The following is a 21,231-nucleotide window of genomic DNA, read 5'->3' on the forward strand; positions in this document are numbered from 1 at the left end:
AGGGGAAATGAAAAAAAATCTGTATGTTCTATTAGCAGTGATGGCCTGTCTATTTATAACAGGTTTTGTAAAAGCGGATGGTCCTTCCTATGAGGTTCAGTCTTATCGAGGGACTCTTACCTTGGAAACTTGGGACGATGCTACCTATGAGGAAGAATTGGTCTATCATTTTACAACTTCCTATAATGGTCAATATGTCAGCTTGGGAAGTGCTGGTAAAATGCCTCAAGGTTTTGAAATAGTAATTCCTCCTTTGGTGGAAGTGGAAGGTAGAACCTTGTCGCAAGAACCAGAAGTTCATAATTTAGGCGATGGTTATCAGGTGAAGATTTATAACGGCGGAAGTGCAGGGGATACTGTCAAGATAAAGGTTACCTGGCGCTTAAAAAACCTGCTCTATGTTCACCAAGATATCCTATTATTGAACTGGAAACCAATCAGTGATGGGGATCAAGAGGTCAAAAAAGTGGAGTTACAGGTTATCCCGAAATTTGCCACGCCTGCCTCGAAATCGGAACTGAATATCCATACGGCTTATATGGGGGCTGAGGCAACTGTTCAGAAAGAAGAAGCAAACTATAAGGCTACTCTAGAGAATCTGAAACGAAAAGAAGGTGTTGAGATTTATGCTTATTGGCTTAAATCGGATGTAGCTTCCTTTGGGGAATCCTATCGCGATACAGGCTTGATGGAGGAGTCCAACTATCATCGGACGGAAGCAGGAATAGTTCAAAAAAGGACCTGGATTCGCCTATTTATGAAGGTCCTACTCCCAATCCTTATTCTGTTCTTCCTTCTTCTCGCTATTTATTGTCGTCATCGATTCATGCAATCTGTGACTTCTACCAGAGTTTTCCCGAAAAATAGCCGCTTGTATGAGATACCAAATGACGTTGCGCCTCTACTAATGGCCTCGATTGTATACTCTACAGAGCTAGATGAGATTTCTCCAACCAAAAAACATGCTCGGGGTGCCTTTAAATTTGATCAGTTGGTGCAAGCGACCTTACTTGATTTGATTGATCGAAAAAATATCATCTGTGAGCAATACGACACTCATACAGTTTTAACCATTCAAAATGAAGATACATTGGATGAATTTGAGCGCGAGTTTCTTAGACTTGCTTTCGGTTCTCAAAAATATTGTAGAACAGATGACTTGTTTTCAGATTATGAAATTTCGGATTCTCTCTATAAATATGTCTCTGAGAAAGAGCAAGATGCCATTCGCAAGAGAGGAAAACAAGCGCAAGATCGGATTGATGCAGCGATTTCTCGTGTCGCTCAGGCAGTTCAACAAAAGATTCAAACCTTTGCCCTTTCTCCTTACTACCGTTCTTTAGAGGTAGGGGAGGAACGTGCAGGCCGTATGTGTCTCTTCTTTGGATGGGCTGCATGGAGCATTGCTTTGGTAGCCGGCCTAATTGCTTATTTCATCTTGAATTGGCTCTCTATCTTTTGTGTGATCTATGTGTTGGTAATGTGGATTCTTCCGGCATCCTTCCAAGGGAAGTTCACCCTCTATCGACGGGATGGAGTCCCAACGGACCTCGGTGCAGAACAGCGCTATTACTGGGATAGCTTCCGTAATATGTTGCGGGATATCGCTCATTTGGAAGAAGCAGAAGTTCAATCGCTGGTTTTATGGAATCGCTTATTAGTTTATGCTACTCTGTTTGGTTTTGCAGATCAAGTAAGTAAAGTGATGAAACTTCGTCAAATCCATCTGGATAACCCAAGTATGGATGCCTATGTCTACACTCCATTTCGTAGTAATCTGATCCATTCCAGTCATCTCTTGTCTACTTATGGAACGACCGCGACAACCGCTAGTCATTTCACAGTGTCTTCGAGCGGTAGTTCTGGTGGTGGTTTCTCTGGCGGTGGTGGAGGCGGTGGTTTCGGTGCTTTTTAGAGTCGAAAAGTGCTAGCTAGCCACAGTTGTAGTTACAATTTTAGAGAAGTGAGGTAGGATCTACCTCACTTTTTTTAGTCTATGCATCCTTGCAAGCGCATCTGGTTCTATGGCTAGAAATGTGTTATAATATAGCAAATGTAAGTTTAGGAGAAGAAGATGTTTATCATTGAAGTGATAAAAGCGATTCTTTTTGGAATCGTTGAAGGAGTCACCGAGTGGCTTCCAATCTCAAGTACAGGTCATTTGATTTTGATCCAAGACTTTATTCAGTTTAAGGATCAAAACCCTGCCTTTATGGAGATGTTTAATGTCGTTATTCAGCTTGGTGCTATTATGGCCGTCGTCGTGATTTACTTCGACAAGCTTTATCCCTTTAAGCCTGGAAAATCGAAAAAAGAGGTGAGACGGACTTGGCAATTGTGGGCCAAGGTTGCTGTGGCGACCCTGCCTTTGCTCTTTGTCTTTAAATTAGATGATTGGTTTGAAGCTCATTTTCATAACTCTTTTTCTGTAGCCATCATGCTGATCACCTATGGGTGGGCCTTTATTTACCTTGAAAAACGGGAACAAGTAGAGCCAGAAGTGACGGAATTACACAAGTTGCCTTATAAGACAGCTCTCTATATTGGTTTGTTCCAAGTCTTGTCACTTTTCCCAGGAACCAGTCGGTCAGGTGCAACAATTGTAGGTGGTTTGGTCAATGGAGTTAGTCGCTCAGTTGTGACAGAATTTACCTTTTATCTGGGGATTCCTGCCATGTTTGGGGCTAGTCTATTAAAGGTCGCTAAGTTTGTCTTGGGAGGAAATGCTTTAAGCTTCAGCCAAGGGACAATCCTTTTAGTTGCTATGGCGGTTGCCTTCGGTGTCAGTATGGTAGCGATTCGCTTCTTGACAGATTATGTCAAAACTCATGACTTTACCGTTTTTGGAAAATATCGGATTGTTCTGGGAGCGATTTTGCTGGTCTACGCAGTGATTAAAATCTTTATCTAATCATGAGATAGGAGTGCTTCTTCTTTCTCTTCAAATGGCTATGTTTGAGGGGAGAGGAAGTACTCTTTTGTTTAAGGTTTTTTCATATCTGAGATGGGGGTCATGTTTTGAAATATATGTCCCTTTTTAGTATAATAGAAAGACTAACAGTATGAGGTGCAGTCATGAAAATGAAGCAAATCAGTGATTCAACCATTAAAATCACGATTCAATTAGAGGATTTAGAAGAACGAGGCATGGAAATGGCCGATTTTTTGGTGCCTCAAGAAAAAACAGAAGAATTTTTCTATACCATCTTAGATGAATTGGAAATGCCAGAAAGCTTCTTAGACAGTGGCATGTTGAGTTTCCGAGTGACTCCTAAGCCAGATAAGCTCGATGTTTTTGTGACCAAATCAAAAATTGATCAACATCTAAATTTTGATGATTTTTCCGACTTGCCGGACATGGAAGAATTGTCGCAAATGTCTCCGGACGAATTTATCAAGACCTTGGAAAAGACCATCTCTGAAAAGAGTAAGGGAGACGGTGATGCTATCCGTCATTTAGAAGCTGAGGAATTGGCTGATGAAAACCAGCTTTCAGAAGAAGATACACCGAATCATCCAGTAGATACACGGTATATTTATTATATCCTCCAGTTTTCTCAGTTAGAAGAAGTGATTTGGTTTACAAAAACAGTTCATTATGAGGTTGAGACTTCGGAACTTTATAAAATGGACGGGGTTTACTATTTAACCGTCTTGATTGATTTGGAAGGGTGCCCGCAAGATTATCCAGGTTGGCTCTTGGCAACCATGCGTGAATATGCAGAAGACACAGATACTACTAGAGCTGTCCTCCAGGAACATGGTCATCTCTTGCTCGTTTCAGATGCTATTCACGAACTTCAAAAGGTTAATTTGGTATGATTACTTTTCCATTACAATTTATCCTGGTCCTGATTGCAACTTTCTTAATCAGTTTGATTCTAACTCCCTTTGTGAGGCTATTAGCGTTTAAAATAGATGCCGTAGACTATCCAAATGCGCGCCGAATCAATAAGAAACCCATGCCTAGCGCTGGTGGTTTAGCCATTCTTCTTGCTTTTACCATTGCAACCGTGGTATTGCTACCGATGATTACCAAAGGCTATGTAGCTAAGACATCTTATCTGACCTATACTTTACCAGTTGTTGTTGGAGGATGGATCATTGGCCTGACTGGTTTAGTTGATGATATAAAAGAATTATCACCGCGGTTAAAGATGCTGGGGATTTTCCTAGGGGCTAGTGTGATTTGGTTCTTTACAGATTTTCGCTTGGATGATTTTAAGATCCCTTTCGGTGGGCCATTTCTTCATTTTGATCCCTGGTTGTCCTATATTTTAACAGTCATTTGGATCATTTCGATTACCAATGCTGTCAATCTAATTGATGGTTTAGATGGACTGGTCAGTGGGGTTTCGATTATTTCCTTGGTGACGATGGGGATTGTTTCTCATTTCTTTCTCCCAGTTCCCAATCTCTTCTTGACCATGACGATTTTTGTCTTAGTCATGGCCATTGCTGGTTTCTTCCCCTTTAATTATCATCCAGCGATTCTGTATTTAGGGGATACGGGAGCCCTCTTCATTGGTTTTATGATCGCTGTTTTGTCCTTGCAAGGTCTGAAGAATGCGACAGCTGTTGCGGTTGTTACGCCGATGATTATCTTGGGAGTTCCAATTACGGATACCTTTTTAGCAATTGTCCGTCGGACTCTCTCTGGTCAGAAGTTTTATGCGCCAGATCGGAATCACTTGCACCATCGCCTACTTTCTTTGGGCTTAACGCATCGCGGAACCGTTTTGGTTATCTATGGGATTTCGATGATTTTTGCTATGATCTCTCTTTTGTTGAATATCTCTACTCGTATTGGCGGGGTTCTGCTTGTCATCGGTTTGGTATTAGGGGTGGAGCTCTTAGCAGAATTGATTGGAGTCCTAGGTCCTCACCATAGTCCGCTCCTCAATTGCTTACGCTATATAGGGAATTCTGCCTATCGAGAGGAAGTTCGACAAAATAGAAAAAACAAGACTAAATAAGAACGATTCTAAACATGAGAAAAGCCTTTTAGGCTTTTTTTTGTTATACTAGATAAGACAAAACTCTATAGCAGAAAGGAATACAAATGTCAGTATTAGAGATTAAAGATCTTCATGTAGAAATTGAAGGCAAGGAAATTTTAAAAGGCGTGAACTTGACCCTTAAAACAGGGGAAATTGCAGCCATCATGGGACCTAACGGGACAGGGAAATCAACCCTATCTGCAGCCATCATGGGGAATCCGAACTATGAAGTGACCAAGGGTGAAATTCTATTTGATGGAGTAAATATCCTTGAGTTGGAAGTGGATGAGCGTGCTCGTATGGGGCTCTTCTTGGCTATGCAATACCCATCAGAAATTCCAGGAATTACCAATGCTGAATTCCTTCGTGCAGCCATGAATGCAGGCAAAGAAGAGGACGAAAAGATTTCTGTTCGTGATTTTATCACAAAATTGGACCAGAAAATGGAACTCCTCAATATGAAGGAAGAAATGGCAGAACGCTATTTGAACGAAGGATTCTCAGGTGGTGAGAAGAAACGCAATGAAATTCTGCAATTGTTGATGTTGGAACCGAAGTTTGCCCTCCTTGATGAGATTGACTCTGGTTTGGATATCGATGCCCTTAAAGTGGTTTCAAAAGGGGTCAATGAAATGCGTGGCGAAGATTTTGGTGCCATGATCATTACCCACTACCAACGTCTTTTAAACTACATTACTCCTGATGTGGTTCACGTGATGATGGAAGGTCGTGTCGTCCTTTCAGGTGGTCCTGAACTTGCTGTGCGTTTGGAGCGTGAAGGATACGCGAAATTAGCAGAAGAGTTAGGTTACGACTACAAAGAAGAACTCTAATCTTGTGTCCAAAACTGAACAGGATCTTTGAGGAGGAGTAAATGACCAAAGAAAATATCAAACTTTTTTCAAAAATGCATGCAGAGCCCCAATGGTTGCAGGAATTACGCCAGAAGGCTTTTGATAAAATTGATGATTTAGAACTACCCGTGATTGAACGCGTGAAATTTCATCGTTGGAATCTTGGCGATGGAACGATCACAGAAAGTGAGCCACTCACTGCTGTGCCAGACTTCACTGCGATTGACAATCAATTAAAATTGGTTCAGCATGGAACCCATACAGTATTTGAACAGATTCCAGTTGACTTGGCCAACCAGGGAGTCATCTTTACAGACTTCCACTCAGCCTTGGAAGTAATTCCAGAGGTCGTAGAGGAATTTTTCATGTCATCTGTTAAATATGATGATGACAAGTTGGCAGCCTACCACACAGCTTATTTCAATAGTGGAGCTGTTCTCTATATTCCAGATCATGTAGAAATCGCGGAGCCAATCGAGGGTGTCTTCTACCAGGATAGTGATAGCGATGTGCCATTTAACAAGCACATCTTGATTATCGCTGGTAAGAACAGTAAGATTAGTTACCTTGAACGGTTAGAGTCACGTGGAGAAGGTAGTGCTAAGGCAACTGCTAATATCACAGTAGAAGTCATTGCCCGTTCGGGTGCGCAAGTGAAGTTTGCTGCGATTGATCGTCTTGGTGAGAATGTCACTGCCTACATTAGCCGCCGTGGAAAACTAGGCAAGGATACTAGCATTGACTGGGCGATCGGTGTCATGAACGAAGGAAATGTCGTTGCTGACTTTGATAGTGACTTGATAGGAAACGGCAGCCATGCAGACCTTAAGGTCGTAGCCCTATCTAGTGGTCGTCAGGTACAAGGGATTGATACCCGCGTAACCAACTATGGTTGCAATTCGGTAGGGAACATTCTCCAACATGGTGTCATTCTTGAAAAGGCAACCTTGACCTTCAACGGGATTGGCCACATTATTAAGGGAGCAAAAGGGGCAGATGCCCAACAAGAAAGCCGTGTATTGATGCTTTCTGACCAAGCTCGTTCCGATGCTAACCCAATTCTTTTGATCGATGAAAATGATGTGACTGCAGGCCATGCAGCTTCTATCGGTCAGGTAGATCCAGAAGACATGTACTACCTCATGAGCCGTGGCTTGGATCAGGCAACTGCAGAACGCCTAGTGGTTCGTGGTTTCCTTGGATCAGTGATTGTGGAGATTCCAGTCAAAGAAGTTCGTGAAGAAATGATCCAAACCATTGAAGATAAATTATTGAAGAGATAAACATGATAGATGTCGAAAAGATTCGGAAAGATTTCCCGATTTTAGATCAAATAGTGAATGATGAGCCGCTTGTCTATTTAGATAATGCAGCGACGACACAAAAACCAAAAGCTGTCTTAGAGGCAGTGAATCGCTATTACCAAGAGGATAACGCCAATGTTCACCGCGGGGTTCATACCTTGGCGGAACGGGCGACCGCATCCTATGAAGCAGCAAGAGAAACTGTCCGTCGTTTTATAAACGCTTCCTCGACCAAAGAGGTCTTATTTACGAGAGGGACTACGACAGGTTTGAACTGGATTGGGCGGTTTGCAGAGGAAATTCTCGAAGAGGGGGATGAGGTCCTCATTTCTATTATGGAACACCATTCCAACATCCTTCCTTGGCAGGAAGCTTGTCGGAAGACAGGGGCGAAGTTGGTCTATGCCTACTTGAAAGACGGTGATCTGGATCTAGAGGATTTCCGAGAAAAATTGACAGATCGAACCAAATTTGTTTCCATTACCCATGCTTCTAACGTTCTCGGGGTGATCAATCCTATCCAGGAACTCGCTCAATTGGCTCATGAAAAAGGAGCCATTATGGTAGTGGATGGGGCTCAATCAGTCCCGCATATGAAAATTGATGTGCAAAAACTAGATGCAGACTTCTTTGTCTTTTCCGGGCATAAAATGGCTGGACCGACAGGAATTGGAGTCTTGTATGGAAAAGAGCACTATCTCAACCAAATGTCACCTGTTGAATTTGGTGGGGAAATGATTGACTTTGTCTATGAACAATCCGCAACCTGGAAGGAACTCCCTTGGAAATTCGAAGCTGGGACTCCAAATATGGCTGGCGCTATTGGTTTAGCTGCGGCGATTGATTATTTGGAGGCCATTGGCATGGATGCAATTGAGCATCACGAGCAAGACTTGATTGCCTACGTCTTTCCCAAACTTCAAGCAATTGAAGGCTTGAAAATCTATGGCTCCCAAGATTTAGCGAAACGCTCTGGGGTGATTTCCTTCAACTTAGGGGATCTGCATCCTCATGATCTTGCGACTGCCTTGGATTATGAAGGGGTTGCCGTTCGGGCAGGCCACCATTGTGCTCAACCTTTGATCCAGTATTTGGAGGTTCCAGCGACTGCTCGAGCTAGCTTTTATCTCTACAATACAAAGGAAGACTGTGATAAGCTTGTAGAAGCGCTGATAAAAACAAAGGAGTTTTTCAATGGCACTTTCTAAATTAGATAGCCTCTATATGGCTGTAGTAGCTGACCATTCAAAAAATCCCCACCACCATGGAAAGATTGAAGGGGTTGAACAAATCAACTTAAACAATCCAACCTGTGGCGATGTGATTAGTTTGTCTGTTCAGTTTGATGATGAAGGACTAGTCAAGGACATTGCCTTTGTCAACTCAGGTTGTACGATTTCGACGGCTTCTGCTAGTATGATGACAGACGTTGTCCTAGGAAAATCCAAGGAAGAAGTGCTAGAGTTGGCGACTATTTTTTCAGAAATGGTCCAAGGCAAAGAAGATGCCCGTCAAGACCAGTTGGGAGATGCAGCCTTTTTAGCTGGGGTTGCTAAATTTCCACAACGGATCAAGTGCTCGACCCTGGCTTGGAATGCTCTCAAAAAAGCAATCGATGCTCAAGCCTAATGATGAATAAAAGTGATGAAGATTCAAGTCTGTTTTTTAACCGAGCTTCTGGTGAGAAGTGCTATTAACATTCGGCTGCTGATGGTCCAGGCTAGAAAAAGTAATCACATGTAAAGAGCACTAAAAAGAAAATGAAAGGAAAGATATGACAGAAGAAAGAGTAGAACCAAAACCAATTGATCTTGGTGAATATAAATTTGGCTTTCACGATGATGTAGACCCAATCTTGTCAACAGGAAAAGGGTTGAATGAATCGGTTATTCGTGAGTTGTCTGCTGCGAAAAATGAGCCAGAATGGATGCTGGAGTTCCGTTTGAAGTCTTATGAAGTATTTAAAAAAATGCCGATGCAAACTTGGGGAGCGGACTTGTCAGATATTGATTTTGATGATTTGATTTATTATCAAAAACCATCTGATAAACCTGCACGTAGCTGGGATGAAGTGCCTGAAAAAATTAAGGAAACATTTGAACGGATTGGTATTCCAGAAGCAGAGCGTGCTTACCTGGCCGGAGCAGCTGCTCAGTATGAGTCTGAAGTAGTTTACCATAATATGAAGGAAGAATTCCAAAAGCTCGGAATTATCTTTACGGACACAGATTCGGCTTTGAAGGAATATCCAGACTTGTTTAAGCAATACTTTGCTAAGTTGGTACCTCCAACGGATAATAAGTTGGCAGCCCTCAACTCAGCTGTTTGGTCAGGTGGGACCTTTATATATGTACCGAAGGGTGTAAAGGTCGATGTTCCGTTGCAGACCTACTTCCGGATTAATAATGAAAATACAGGTCAGTTCGAGCGGACTTTGATTATTGTTGACGAAGGCGCTAGCGTCCACTATGTAGAAGGATGTACAGCACCGACTTATTCAAGCAATAGCCTGCACGCAGCCATTGTCGAAATTTTTGCCTTGGATGGTGCTTATATGCGTTACACGACCATCCAAAACTGGTCCGACAATGTCTATAACTTGGTAACCAAACGGGCCAAAGCGACCAAAGATGCGACAGTTGAATGGATTGATGGAAACCTTGGAGCTAAAACGACCATGAAATACCCGTCTGTTTATCTGGATGGAGAAGGTGCGCGTGGTACCATGCTTTCTATCGCCTTTGCAAATGCGGGGCAACACCAAGATACAGGTGCTAAAATGATCCACAATGCTCCGCATACCAGCTCTTCAATCGTCTCAAAATCCATCGCGAAAGGTGGAGGAAAGGTTGACTACCGTGGACAAGTGACCTTCAATAAAGATTCAGCGAAATCTGTCAGTCACATTGAGTGTGATACCATTATCATGGATGACTTGTCTGCATCTGACACCATCCCATTTAATGAAATTCATAATTCACAAGTTGCTTTGGAACATGAAGCCAAAGTATCTAAGATTTCTGAAGAGCAACTCTATTACCTCATGAGCCGTGGTTTATCAGAATCAGAAGCGACTGAGATGATCGTCATGGGATTTGTAGAGCCCTTCACTAAAGAACTTCCAATGGAATATGCAGTTGAGCTCAACCGCTTGATTAGCTATGAAATGGAAGGATCTGTCGGTTAAGGGGATAAAAGGAGAAGCAAAATGGGATTCTTAAAAAAATTATTTGGTAATGTTGAAAAAACGAATAAGGGCGAAATTCCTGTTGAGGAAATTGTTCCACCCTTTACAATTGATCTAGCTGAAGAAGCAGATGATTATTGGAGACAGATGGAACAAAATCTCTTGATCAATGCTGTGAAGGCTGTTGGCGGTCCTGATAAAGCGGATCGTGCCTTTATGCTAGTGAATTTTAAGCCGGGTCAAGAAACATTTGATTTGTATTATCAAATCGATGGGAAATTAATTTCTTGGCAAGAATTGGATCCAGAACTTGTAGAAAAAATCCGCCTTCAACTCTTGCCTCAAGCCCCAGCTGTAGCCCGTGCAGTCAATGAAAATTACGAAGCTGCCAATGTTCCTGTGATTAGCTATGCCATGCTTCAATTAGAAACGGCGACCATGGCTTGGTTTGGTCGGAAGCTAACAACAGCTACACCTGAAACTAGCTTATCTTTTGAAGAATTGGTAGCAGGTTGGCGTGCGGTGATTGAACAAGAAATCCCGACTCATCCAATAGACAGCGATACTGCTTTTCCTTATTTCGAAGTTCGATAGAAGTTCTGTTGACGGAATTGAATAAACAAAAAAAGAGGGTGACCTCTTTTTTTGTTTATGATCATTTATAGTTTTTCGTTGACGTAACGAACAAATTGATTCCACCACACCTTTAAGAAGAAACTTTTTTGGATATTTTCTCCGCTCACCATTTCCATACTAGGGGCTTTACCTTCGATATACCCTCGACCGATGGGTTCTGGATCAGTGTAGGTAAGGGTTCCAAGAGAAGTACCTTTCTTTATAGGAGCGCTAAATGAAGATTGGCTACTTTTAAAGGTGATTTTAGCTTCTGCTTGGCTTCCTTGTCGTTCAATCACGATGAAGTCATCCTTGGCAACAGCAGTGGCGTTTGTTTTCTTGCCATCGTGAACCGTTGATTTACTGTTGTTGTAAGCTTCGCCTTTGCTGACAATGAGGCTTGGAACGAAGTTTTGGCTCACATAATTCATCAGGTTGGCTGTTGCAACAAATCGTGCGTAAGGGTCACCATCGATTGCCTCAACACCAATGACAACGGTAATCATTCGAATCCCATTTTGATTAGTAGAAGCGACAAATGAGATCCCTCCTTTTTCGGAATTTCCAGTTTTTAGACCATCCACCCCAGCTCGATAGTTGGGCATGTTTTCCAGCATATAGTTGCTACTCTCCAATTGAATTCCAGCAAATTCTGCATGGGAGAGGGAGGTGATTTTTGTAACTTCAGGAAAGTCTTCTAGAAGATGTTTTGCGATGACTGCCACATCATAAGCGCTCAGCTTATTTTCGGTATTTTTCTTTTTATTTTCCTCATCCCCATCAATGATAGATTGGTTCAATCCACTAGCATTCACAATCGTCGCATCTGTAATTCCCCAATCTTTGAGCTTTGCTTTCATGAGGAGGACGAATTTTTCTTCGCTACCAGCTACTTTTTCAGCTAAGGCGATGGCGGCACTATTGGCGTTTGATACGAGGAGAGCAGTGAGCAAGTCCTTAACCTTGTATTTACGGGCTTCCATGGGAACGTTGCTGATTCCTTCAACAGCTGTCAGTTGATAGGCTTTATCAGAAATATCCACATCATCAGTTAAAGAGATTTTTCCTTGCTGAATGGCTTCGTAAACGAGATAAGTGGTCAAAAGGTTGCTGATTCCGCCAACCTCTTTTTTCTCATCACTATTTTTTTCATAGAGTATTTTACCTGTTGTCCCATCAATCGCAATAGCATGCTGGGCTCCAAGGTCTAGGTCCTCCGCTTTTACAGGATACGTACTGAGAAGCGCAAGTATTAGACAAAGAAGTAAGGTGATTATTTTTTTCACGTTTGAATCCTCGATTGTTTTTTGTCTCTACTATTGTATCATAAAAGAAGGCAACTGCTCTAATCCTATTTTGCTCTATTAGGACTCAAAGGTCATAGGCAAATTTGAAAGATAGTTGGTAAAATGGAAGAAATAGTGTATAATGGTAGAAAACCTAACATAAGGAGATAGTGATGAAAGTAAATAAACGGTTCGTACTGGCCGGTGTTTCTCTGGCCAGCGCTCTTCTATTGACAGCCTGCGGTGGTGGAAGCAGCAATCAATCTACTTATTCTTATATTTATTCAACAGATCCAAATACATTGGACTACATTGCATCGACTCGTACAACGACGTCTGATATTACAAGTAACCTTGTTGATGGTTTGTTAGAAAATGATAAATATGGAAATTTAATCCCAAGTTTGGCAGAAGACTGGACAGTTTCAGAAGATGGCTTGGTCTATACCTATAAACTTCGAAAAGATGCTAAATGGTACACCAGTGAAGGGGAAGAGTATGGTGCTGTAACAGCTCACGATTTTGTGACAGGAATCAAACATGCTGTGGAATCAAAATCAGAAGGTCTCTTCTTAATCCAAAACTCCATTAAAGGTTTGGATGCCTATGCCAAGGGTGAAACAACAGATTTCAAGACAGTTGGCGTGAAAGCCCTAGATGATTACACCGTTCAATATACCTTGGAACGCCCAGAAAGCTTTTGGAATTCTAAGACGACATCAGGCGTCCTTTTCCCAGTTAACGCAGCTTTCTTAGAATCTCAAGGAAAAGACTTTGGTTCTTTAAAACCAAGTAGTATTCTCTATAACGGTCCCTATTATTTGAAGAATTTAACTTCAAAATCTCAAATTGAACTTGTAAAAAATAAAGAATACTATGATGAAAAGAATGTTCATATTGATAATGTGAAGTTGACTTACAATGACGGATCAGATCCAGAATCAGTCATCAAGAAATTTGAGAATGGACAATATTCATTTGCGACGGTAATGCCAAATAGCTCCACTTATAAGAGTGTGAAAAAGAAATTTGGTGATAATATTGTTTATGGTGTTCAATATGGTACATCTTACTATCTAGGCTTCAACATCGATCGTCAGAAGTATAACCATACAGCCAAAACGACAGATGCTCAAAAATCGTCTACAAAACAAGCGATTTTAAACAAGGATTTCCGTCAAGCCGTCAACTTTGCCTTTGACCGTGAAGCCTATGCAGCTCAAACATCTGGTGCGGATGCGGCGACCAAGATTCTTCGAAACACCTTGGTTCCACCGACTTTTGTTCAAGTAAATGGTGAAGAGTTCGGTAAGGTTGTTGAGAAACAATTGGTGACCTATGGGGATGAGTGGAAAGACGTAAATCTAGATGATGCCCAAACCACTCTCTACAATCAAGAAAAAGCTAAGGCTGAATTTGCAAAAGCCAAAGAACAACTACAAAAAGAAGGGGTACAATTCCCAATTCATTTGGATTACGTTGTTAGTCAGACAGATAACAGTCAGGTACAACAAGCTAGCTCCTTCAAACAATCCGTAGAAGCTGTTCTTGGTGCAGACAATGTTGTCGTAGATATTCAGAAATTATCTGATGATGACTTTAACAATATTACCTACTTCACAGATACTGCTGCTGAGAAAGATTATGATCTTGCAGGCGGAGGATGGGTGCCAGACTACCAAGATCCATCTACTTATTTAGAGAGTTTAAGTCCTGTTAACGGTTCGGTTTTCTACTATCTAGGTGTGAATGCAGGTTCAAACAGCCCTTCTATTACAGCAGTTGACTTTGGGAAGTATGCAGAGCTCTTAAAAGATGCCAATGCAGAAGTGAGTGACCAAGCTGTACGGTATGAGAAATACGCAGCCGCTCAAGCATGGCTAACCGATAGTTCGTTGATCTTACCAACTGTTTCAAATGGTGGAACGCCAATGTTGCAACGGACTGTCCCATATAGTCGTGCTGCTTCATGGGTTGGAACAAAAGGTACAGGAACCAACTATAAATATCTTGAACTTTCAGATGAAGTCATCAAGACAAAAGATTACGATGCAAGTAAAGAAAAATGGTTGAAAGAAAAGGCTGAATCCAATAAAAAAGCCCAAGAAGAATTAAAGAACCACATCGAATCGAAATAGCTGGGATAGTAAGAACGCATAAGTTTAAGTAGGGGAAGGAGCCACTAAAAAGGATTGATTTTTTAGACAGTCCTCCGCTTAGTGGCTCCTTTCACTTGCCAAATATTCAGAAAATTTAGTTTACTTTTTGTCTCACTTATGCTATAATTCTATCTAAATTCAATAAAATGGAGACTCAAAATGAAAAAAAGTAAAGTTTTTGCATTTGCCGGAGTAACATTGCTCGCAGCAACTTTCCTTGCAGCATGTTCTGGCTCAAAAGATAGCAAGTCTGCATCAAAAAAAGATACAACATATGGCTATGTTTATACAGATGATCCAACAACTTTGGATTACACTGTATCTTCAAAAGCTTCCGTACACGATATTACAACAAACGGTGTAGATGGTTTGTTGGAGAACGACAAATACGGAAACCTTGTACCATCTATTGCTGAAGATTGGTCTGTTTCAAAAGACGGTTTGACCTATACTTACAAAATCCGTAAGGGTGTTAAATGGTATGATGCCGACGGCGAAGAGCATGGTGAAGTAACAGCACATGACTTTGTTACTGGATTGAAGCATGCGGCAGACAAGAAATCAGAATCTCTTCCATTGGTAAAAGACTCAATCAAAGGATTGAAAGACTACTCAGAAGGAAAAATTTCAGACTTCTCTGAGGTTGGGGTCAAAGCAGTAGATGATTATACACTTGAGTATACTTTGAACCAACCAGAAACTTTCTGGAATTCAAAAACAACTAATGGTGTTCTTTTCCCGATTAGTACAGATTTCTTGAAGAGCAAGGGTGATGAATTTGGTCAACCAGGTAATGTTAAATCAATCTTGTTCAATGGTCCATTCCTTTTGAAATCAATCACTTCTAAATCAGAAATCACTTTTGAAAAGAATGAAGAGTATTGGGATAAGGACAACGTTCATATCGACAAGATCAAATTCTCTTATTATGATGGATCAGACCAAGATTCATTGGCGCGTGGCTTTAGCGATGGTTCATATTCCCAAGCTCGTCTATTCCCTGCTAGCTCTAACTTTGCGTCTGTTGAAGAAAAATACAAAGATAATATCTACAACACACAGCCTGGTTCTGGTGTAGCAGTCTTAGGTTTCAACATTGACCGTCAAGCCTACAACCATACTTCTAAGACGTCAGATGACCAGAAATCTTCTACTAAGAAAGCTATCTTAAACAAGAATTTCCGTCAAGCAATCACCTTTGCCTTGAACCGTGAGAATTATTCAGCACAAGTCAATGGTAAAGACTATGCTAAGGCTGCTATTCGGAATATGTACACTGCACCTGCCTTTGTTCAAGTAAACGGTAAAGACTTTGGTGATGTAGTAGCAGACAAGTTGCAAACATATGGAGATCAATGGAGCGGTGTGAATCTTGCGGACGGTCAAAACGGCCTCTATAGCAAGGAAAAAGCAAAAGCTCAATTTGAAAAAGCAAAAGCTGAACTCCAAAAAGAAGGTGTTCAATTCCCAATCCACTTGGATGTTCCAGTTGCACAAAACTCAACAAACTTTGTGTCACGGATGCAATCCTTCAAACAATCAGTTGAAGAAACACTTGGCACAGAAAACGTTGTTGTGGACCTTCAAATGATGGACCAAGATGAAGTCTTGAACATTACATTGAACGTACCATCAGCTGCAGAAACTGACTGGGATCTTCAAGGACTTGTAGGATGGAATCCAGACTACGATGACCCATCTACTTACCTTGATACTTTGCAACCATCTTCACCAGACCAAACTAAGACTTACCTTGGATTTGCTGGTGGTGTCGACAATGCTTCTGCTAAAGCAGTTGGCTTAGATGAATATGCGAAGTTGCTTGATGATGCAGAAAAAGAAACCCTAGACGTAGTAACACGTTACGACAAATTTGCAGCAGCGCAAGCTTGGTTAACAGATAGCGCATTAGTGATTCCAACTATGACTAGCGCTGGAGCATCTACAGTTGTTTCAAAAGTAGTTCCATTCTCTGGACCTTCATCACAAACAGGTAACAAAGGATCAACTTATTTCAAATATGTTGAAGTTCAAGATGAGCCTGTCACTAAAAAACAATATGATCAAGAACGTGAAAAATGGTTGAAAGAAAAAGCTGATTCAAATAAGAAAGCTCAGCAAGAACTAGAAAAACACGTTAAATAATCACCTTCATCAGAACTTTCTCTAATAGGGGAGAAAGTTCTTTTGAACATTAAAGGAACGGAATATGAAAAAATATATATTTATGCGTATTTTACGTTCGTTAGTGTCGATCTTTTTGGTTACGACATTGACGTATACAATTATTTATACGCTAACCCCAAGAAATTTAATTTTCAAAAACGACCCTAACTACAATAAGATTGCAAAGACTAAGGATTCTAAAATCAATTATGAAAACACAGTCTATGATCGTATGGGGTATATAGAATATCTTGATTCAAAAGCTTTGAAAGAAAAAGCAAGCAAGGAAGACTCATCAGTAACTGTAGAGCCTACTAAAGAAAACGAAAAGATCTACAAAAAGTACATTTCTAATCTTGGAAATGGCTGGGTATTGAAACGTTTCCCTGAAAACAAAGGCTTTTACGCAACTCGTGAAGTCCCTGTCTTTGAACGTGTTATTGGATTCTACGGCAACCTGATTCAGATTGATCATCCAAATGTCATCAAAGATGCTTCCAATCCAAAACTTGAACGCTATATTCGCATTGAAAATGACCCAGCTATTGGTTGGTCAGTAGTTGGTTCGGGGACTAAACATAAATATCTTTTGTATTTCAATGGTCAATTCCCGTTCGTTCATCAAAATTTTGTATCGTTAAACTTGGGTGAATCTTATCCAACTTATTCAAATACGCCGGTTCTTCAGGTTATTACACAAGGACAAGGTACTACCAAGAAGAGTGAAGTAAACTTCCCAACAGGGAAAAAAGAATCTTCTATCAATATCTACTCACGTACTTACAAATCACCAAGCAAGGCAGATGCTCAAGATATTGCCCGCTTTGGTGAAGGAGATGCTTATACAGCAACTTTGAGTAACTATGAAAATCCATCCATGATTGTGAGCTCTTCTATTATCGGCTTGATCGGGATTGCAATTGCTTACTTGATCGCAATTCCATTGGGATCATACATGGCCTTGTTGAAGAACACATGGTTTGATAGTGCCTCAACAGCTGTCTTGACATTGATGATGGCTCTTCCAACGATTGCCTTGGTCTACATCGTCCGCTTGGTTGGTTCAATAATCGGTCTTCCAGACTCTTTCCCAGTCTTAGGAGCTCAGGACTGGAGATCGTACGTTCTTCCTTCTGTCATCCTGGGACTATTGACCGCTCCAGGTTTGGCTGTTTGGATTCGTCGTTATATGATTGACTTGCACTCACAAGACTTTGTCCGTTTTGCACGTGCTAAAGGACTCTCTGAAAAAGAAATTTCACGCAAGCATATTTTCAAGAATGCAATGGTTCCAATCGTTACAGGTATTCCTGTTCAATTGGTCTTGGTTATTTCAGGAGCTACCTTGACAGAAACCGTCTTTGCCTTCCCTGGTATGGGTAAAATGTTGATTGATTCCATCAAGGCATCGAACAATACCATGGTGGTGGGTCTTGTCTTCATCTTTACTGTTCTTGCTGTATTTGGAGCAATGGCCGGTGATATTCTCATGGTTATGGTAGACCCTCGTATCAAATTGACAACTAAGAAAGGAGGCAAATAATGTCTACAATCGATAAAAAGAAATTCCAATTTGTTGAACGTGACGACTTTGCCTCTGAAACAATTGATGCGCCGTCGTACTCCTACTGGAAATCGGTATTTCGCCAATTTTTCAAAAAGAAATCAACCATTTTTATGTTAGCAGTCTTGGTGGGGATTCTCTTGATGAGTTTTGTTTATCCAATGTTTTCAAACTTTGATTACAATGATGTAAGTAAAGTAAATGATTTCACTGCTCGTTTGAATCCTCCAAGTGCCAAAGCTTTCTTTGGTACAGATAACAATGGTAAATCGTTGTTTGATGGAGTTTGGTTTGGTGCCCGCAATTCGATTATCATCTCTTTTATTGCTACCTTGATCAACGTTGTAATCGGTGTAGTGATTGGTGGGATTTGGGGTGTGTCAAAATCAATCGACCGCTTCATGATGGAAGTTTATAACGTTATTTCAAACGTTCCATTTATGTTGATTGTTATTGTCTTGACTTACTCAATCGGTGCTGGTTTCTGGAACTTGATTTTGGCGATGACGGTAACAGGATGGATTGGGATTGCTTATTCTATCCGTGTCCAAATTATGCGTTACCGTGATTTAGAGTACAACTTGGCCAGCCGTACTTTGGGGACTCCAACTCTAAAAATCGTGACTAAAAATATTTTGCCGCAATTGGTATCTGTTATTGTGACGACAACAACTCAATTGTTGCCAGCCTTTATTTCAACTGAGGCCTTCCTTTCCTTCTTTGGATTGGGATTGCCAATTACAGTTCCAAGTTTAGGTCGTCTGATTTCAGACTACTCACAAAACGTAACAACCAATGCGTATCTTTTCTGGATTCCATTGACAGTCTTAGTCTTGGTATCCTTGTCATTCTATATCGTTGGACAAAACCTTGCAGATGCCAGCGATCCACGTACACATAGATAGGAGGAGTAGATATGACAAATGATAAAAATGTAATCTTATCTGCTCGCGATATCGTAGTAGAATTTGATGTTCGGGATCGTGTCTTAACAGCCATTCGCAATGTGTCCTTAGACCTTGTTGAAGGTGAAGTCATGGCACTTGTTGGTGAATCAGGTTCTGGTAAATCTGTTCTCACAAAAACCTTCACAGGAATGTTAGAAGACAACGGACGAATTGCTAATGGTAGCATTAATTATCGTGGGCAAGAATTAACAGAACTCAAGTCAAACAAAGATTGGGAAGATATCCGCGGTGCAAAAATTGCAACCATCTTCCAAGATCCGATGACCAGTTTGGACCCGATTAATACAATCGGATCACAAATTACGGAAGTTATTATTAAACACCAAGGTAAGAGTGCCAAAGAAGCCAGAGAAATGGCCATTGATTATATGGAAAAGGTTGGAATCCCAGAAGCGGAACGTCGCTTTGATGAATATCCTTTCCAATATTCAGGCGGGATGCGCCAACGGATCGTTATTGCTATTGCGCTTGCTTGTCGTCCAGATATTTTGATCTGTGACGAGCCAACAACGGCCCTTGACGTAACCATCCAAGCCCAGATCATTGACTTGTTGAAATCATTGCAAAAAGAATATAACTTTACAACAATCTTTATCACTCACGACTTAGGTGTGGTCGCAAGTATTGCAGATAAGGTTGCCGTAATGTATGCTGGTGAAATTGTAGAATTTGGTAAAGTAGAAGAAATCTTCTATGATCCAAGACATCCTTATACATGGAGTCTCCTTTCAAGTTTGCCACAATTGTCTACCTCTAAAGGTGATTTATATTCTATCCCAGGGACTCCTCCATCATTGTATTCACCAGTAAAAGGGGATGCCTTTGCTTTGCGTTCAGACTATGCGATGCAAATTGATTTCGAGGAACATCCACCAGTCTTCAATGTTTCAGATACACATTGGGCTAAAACATGGCTCTTACATGAAGATGCACCAAAAGTCAATAAACCAGAAATTATTGATAATCTTCATGAAAAGATTAGTGCGAAAATGGGATTCACTACAATCAAGGACTAGGAGAAGGAAATGACAGAAAAATTAATAGAAGTTAAAGATCTAGAAATTTCCTTCGGTGAAGGAAGTAAAAAATTTGTAGCTGTAAAGAATGCAAATTTCTTCATCAACAAAGGGGAAACATTTTCTCTTGTTGGTGAGTCTGGTAGTGGGAAGACGACAATTGGTCGTGCAATCATTGGTTTGAATGACACTAGTGCAGGTGATATCCTGTATGATGGCAAAAAGATCAATGGGAAGCAATCGCGCAAGGATGAAAATGAATTAATCCGTAAAATTCAAATGATCTTCCAAGACCCAGCGGCAAGTTTGAACGAGCGTGCAACAGTCGACTACATTATTTCAGAAGGTTTGTACAATTATCACCTATTCGAAAATGAAGAAGACCGAGTACGTAAAGTAAAAGAGATTATGCATGAAGTGGGGCTTCTAGCAGAGCATTTAACTCGTTATCCTCATGAATTCTCTGGTGGACAACGCCAGCGGATTGGGATTGCTCGTGCCTTGGTAATGGAGCCAGAATTTGTTATCGCAGACGAGCCTATTTCAGCCCTTGACGTATCCGTACGTGCGCAAGTTTTAAATCTCCTTAAGAAATTCCAAAAAGAGTTGGGCTTGACCTATCTCTTTATCGCGCACGATCTTTCAGTAGTTCGATTTATCTCTGATCGTATTGCGGTTATTTACAAAGGAGTTATTGTAGAAGTAGCTGAAACGGAAGAATTGTTTAATAATCCGATTCATCCTTATACACAATCTCTCCTGTCTGCTGTTCCGATTCCAGATCCAATTCTAGAACGCAAAAAAGTTCTGAAAGTTTATGATCCTGATCAGCATGATTATTCAACAGACAAACCAGAAATGGTTGAAATCAAGCCAGGACATTACGTTTGGGCAAATAAAGCAGAACAGAAAAAATATAAAGAACTTGTATAATCATAAGAAAACGAGAAAAATACGCTTCTCGTTTTCTATTTTTTGAAAAAAGAAAAACTTTTTTTAAAAAAATAGAAAAAGATATTGACAAGGTGAAGTGGACGTGATATACTAATATAGTTGTCGCGCGAGAGCGACAAAGACCTTTGAAAACTGAACAAGACGAACCAATGTGCAGG

The 21,231-nt window shown here is 40.8% G+C and carries 17 protein-coding genes; 16 read left to right on the forward strand and 1 reads right to left on the reverse strand.

Annotation, left to right across the window (positions count from 1 at the left end; genetic code table 11):
• Nucleotides 1–7: 7 nt before the first annotated feature.
• The 10 genes from EAI95_RS08690 to EAI95_RS08735 all read left to right on the forward strand — a co-directional run bounded on the left by EAI95_RS08690 (nt 8) and on the right by EAI95_RS08735 (nt 10,939).
• Nucleotides 8–1,915, forward strand: coding sequence for a DUF2207 domain-containing protein (locus tag EAI95_RS08690; protein WP_129822738.1), 1,908 nt, complete (start codon nt 8–10; stop codon nt 1,913–1,915).
• 159 nt (nt 1,916–2,074) lie between these two features.
• Entirely contained in the window at nt 2,075–2,911 is an 837-nt protein-coding gene (locus EAI95_RS08695; protein WP_048692043.1) for an undecaprenyl-diphosphate phosphatase, read from the forward strand.
• Between the two features lie 164 nt (nt 2,912–3,075).
• Nucleotides 3,076–3,822, forward strand: a complete 747-nt coding sequence (gene mecA, locus EAI95_RS08700; RefSeq protein ID WP_129822739.1) for an adaptor protein MecA — start codon at nt 3,076–3,078, stop codon at nt 3,820–3,822.
• Nucleotides 3,819–4,976 (forward strand): MraY family glycosyltransferase, encoded by a 1,158-nt coding sequence (locus EAI95_RS08705; protein ID WP_129822740.1) that lies wholly within the window; start codon nt 3,819–3,821, stop codon nt 4,974–4,976. The genes mecA and EAI95_RS08705 overlap by 4 nt, the downstream gene beginning before the upstream one ends.
• An 86-nt stretch (nt 4,977–5,062) precedes the next feature.
• Complete coding sequence (gene sufC, locus EAI95_RS08710) at nt 5,063–5,833, forward strand: Fe-S cluster assembly ATPase SufC (RefSeq protein ID WP_006594965.1); 771 nt, start codon at nt 5,063–5,065, stop codon at nt 5,831–5,833.
• A gap of 41 nt (nt 5,834–5,874) precedes the next feature.
• On the forward strand, nt 5,875–7,137 hold the full coding sequence (sufD, locus tag EAI95_RS08715; RefSeq protein ID WP_129822741.1) for a Fe-S cluster assembly protein SufD: 1,263 nt from the start codon (nt 5,875–5,877) through the stop codon (nt 7,135–7,137).
• 2 nt (nt 7,138–7,139) lie between these two features.
• On the forward strand, nt 7,140–8,366 hold the full coding sequence (locus tag EAI95_RS08720) for a cysteine desulfurase (RefSeq protein WP_129822742.1): 1,227 nt from the start codon (nt 7,140–7,142) through the stop codon (nt 8,364–8,366).
• Nucleotides 8,353–8,787, forward strand: a complete 435-nt coding sequence (gene sufU / locus EAI95_RS08725; RefSeq protein WP_125335834.1) for a Fe-S cluster assembly sulfur transfer protein SufU — start codon at nt 8,353–8,355, stop codon at nt 8,785–8,787. Before EAI95_RS08720 ends, sufU begins: the two co-directional genes overlap by 14 nt.
• Before the next feature lie 145 nt (nt 8,788–8,932).
• Nucleotides 8,933–10,345: a Fe-S cluster assembly protein SufB gene (gene sufB / locus EAI95_RS08730; protein ID WP_129822743.1), complete on the forward strand. Its 1,413-nt coding sequence runs from the start codon at nt 8,933–8,935 to the stop codon at nt 10,343–10,345.
• A gap of 21 nt (nt 10,346–10,366) precedes the next feature.
• A complete protein-coding gene (locus EAI95_RS08735; protein ID WP_129270478.1) occupies nt 10,367–10,939 on the forward strand; it encodes a hypothetical protein in 573 nt (190 codons plus the stop codon).
• A 65-nt stretch (nt 10,940–11,004) separates the two neighbouring features.
• On the opposite strand, the gene pbp3 is transcribed toward EAI95_RS08735, so the two are convergent.
• Nucleotides 11,005–12,246: a D-alanyl-D-alanine carboxypeptidase PBP3 gene (gene pbp3, locus EAI95_RS08740; RefSeq protein WP_129822744.1), complete on the reverse strand. Its 1,242-nt coding sequence runs from the start codon at nt 12,244–12,246 to the stop codon at nt 11,005–11,007.
• 173 nt (nt 12,247–12,419) lie between these two features.
• Here pbp3 and EAI95_RS08745 point away from each other — a divergent pair, with 173 nt between their 5' ends.
• The 6 genes from EAI95_RS08745 to EAI95_RS08770 all read left to right on the forward strand — a co-directional run bounded on the left by EAI95_RS08745 (nt 12,420) and on the right by EAI95_RS08770 (nt 21,052).
• On the forward strand, nt 12,420–14,384 hold the full coding sequence (locus EAI95_RS08745; RefSeq protein WP_129822745.1) for a peptide ABC transporter substrate-binding protein: 1,965 nt from the start codon (nt 12,420–12,422) through the stop codon (nt 14,382–14,384).
• Nucleotides 14,385–14,564: 180 nt separating this feature from the next.
• Entirely contained in the window at nt 14,565–16,550 is a 1,986-nt protein-coding gene (locus tag EAI95_RS08750; protein ID WP_061564750.1) for a peptide ABC transporter substrate-binding protein, read from the forward strand.
• Between the two features lie 64 nt (nt 16,551–16,614).
• On the forward strand, nt 16,615–18,114 hold the full coding sequence (locus tag EAI95_RS08755) for an ABC transporter permease (protein WP_129822746.1): 1,500 nt from the start codon (nt 16,615–16,617) through the stop codon (nt 18,112–18,114).
• Nucleotides 18,114–19,040, forward strand: coding sequence for an oligopeptide ABC transporter permease OppC (gene oppC / locus EAI95_RS08760; RefSeq protein ID WP_048692005.1), 927 nt, complete (start codon nt 18,114–18,116; stop codon nt 19,038–19,040). Before EAI95_RS08755 ends, oppC begins: the two co-directional genes overlap by 1 nt.
• A gap of 11 nt (nt 19,041–19,051) precedes the next feature.
• The gene (locus tag EAI95_RS08765) at nt 19,052–20,119 is read left to right on the forward strand and encodes an ABC transporter ATP-binding protein (protein WP_125335844.1); all 1,068 of its coding nucleotides are present in this window, start codon (nt 19,052–19,054) and stop codon (nt 20,117–20,119) included.
• 9 nt (nt 20,120–20,128) lie between these two features.
• Nucleotides 20,129–21,052, forward strand: coding sequence for an ATP-binding cassette domain-containing protein (locus EAI95_RS08770; RefSeq protein WP_048714745.1), 924 nt, complete (start codon nt 20,129–20,131; stop codon nt 21,050–21,052).
• Nucleotides 21,053–21,231 lie beyond the last annotated feature (179 nt).

The sequence above is a fragment of the Streptococcus sp. bf_0095 genome (assembly GCF_004166885.1).
Classification (GTDB): Bacteria; Bacillota; Bacilli; order Lactobacillales; family Streptococcaceae; genus Streptococcus.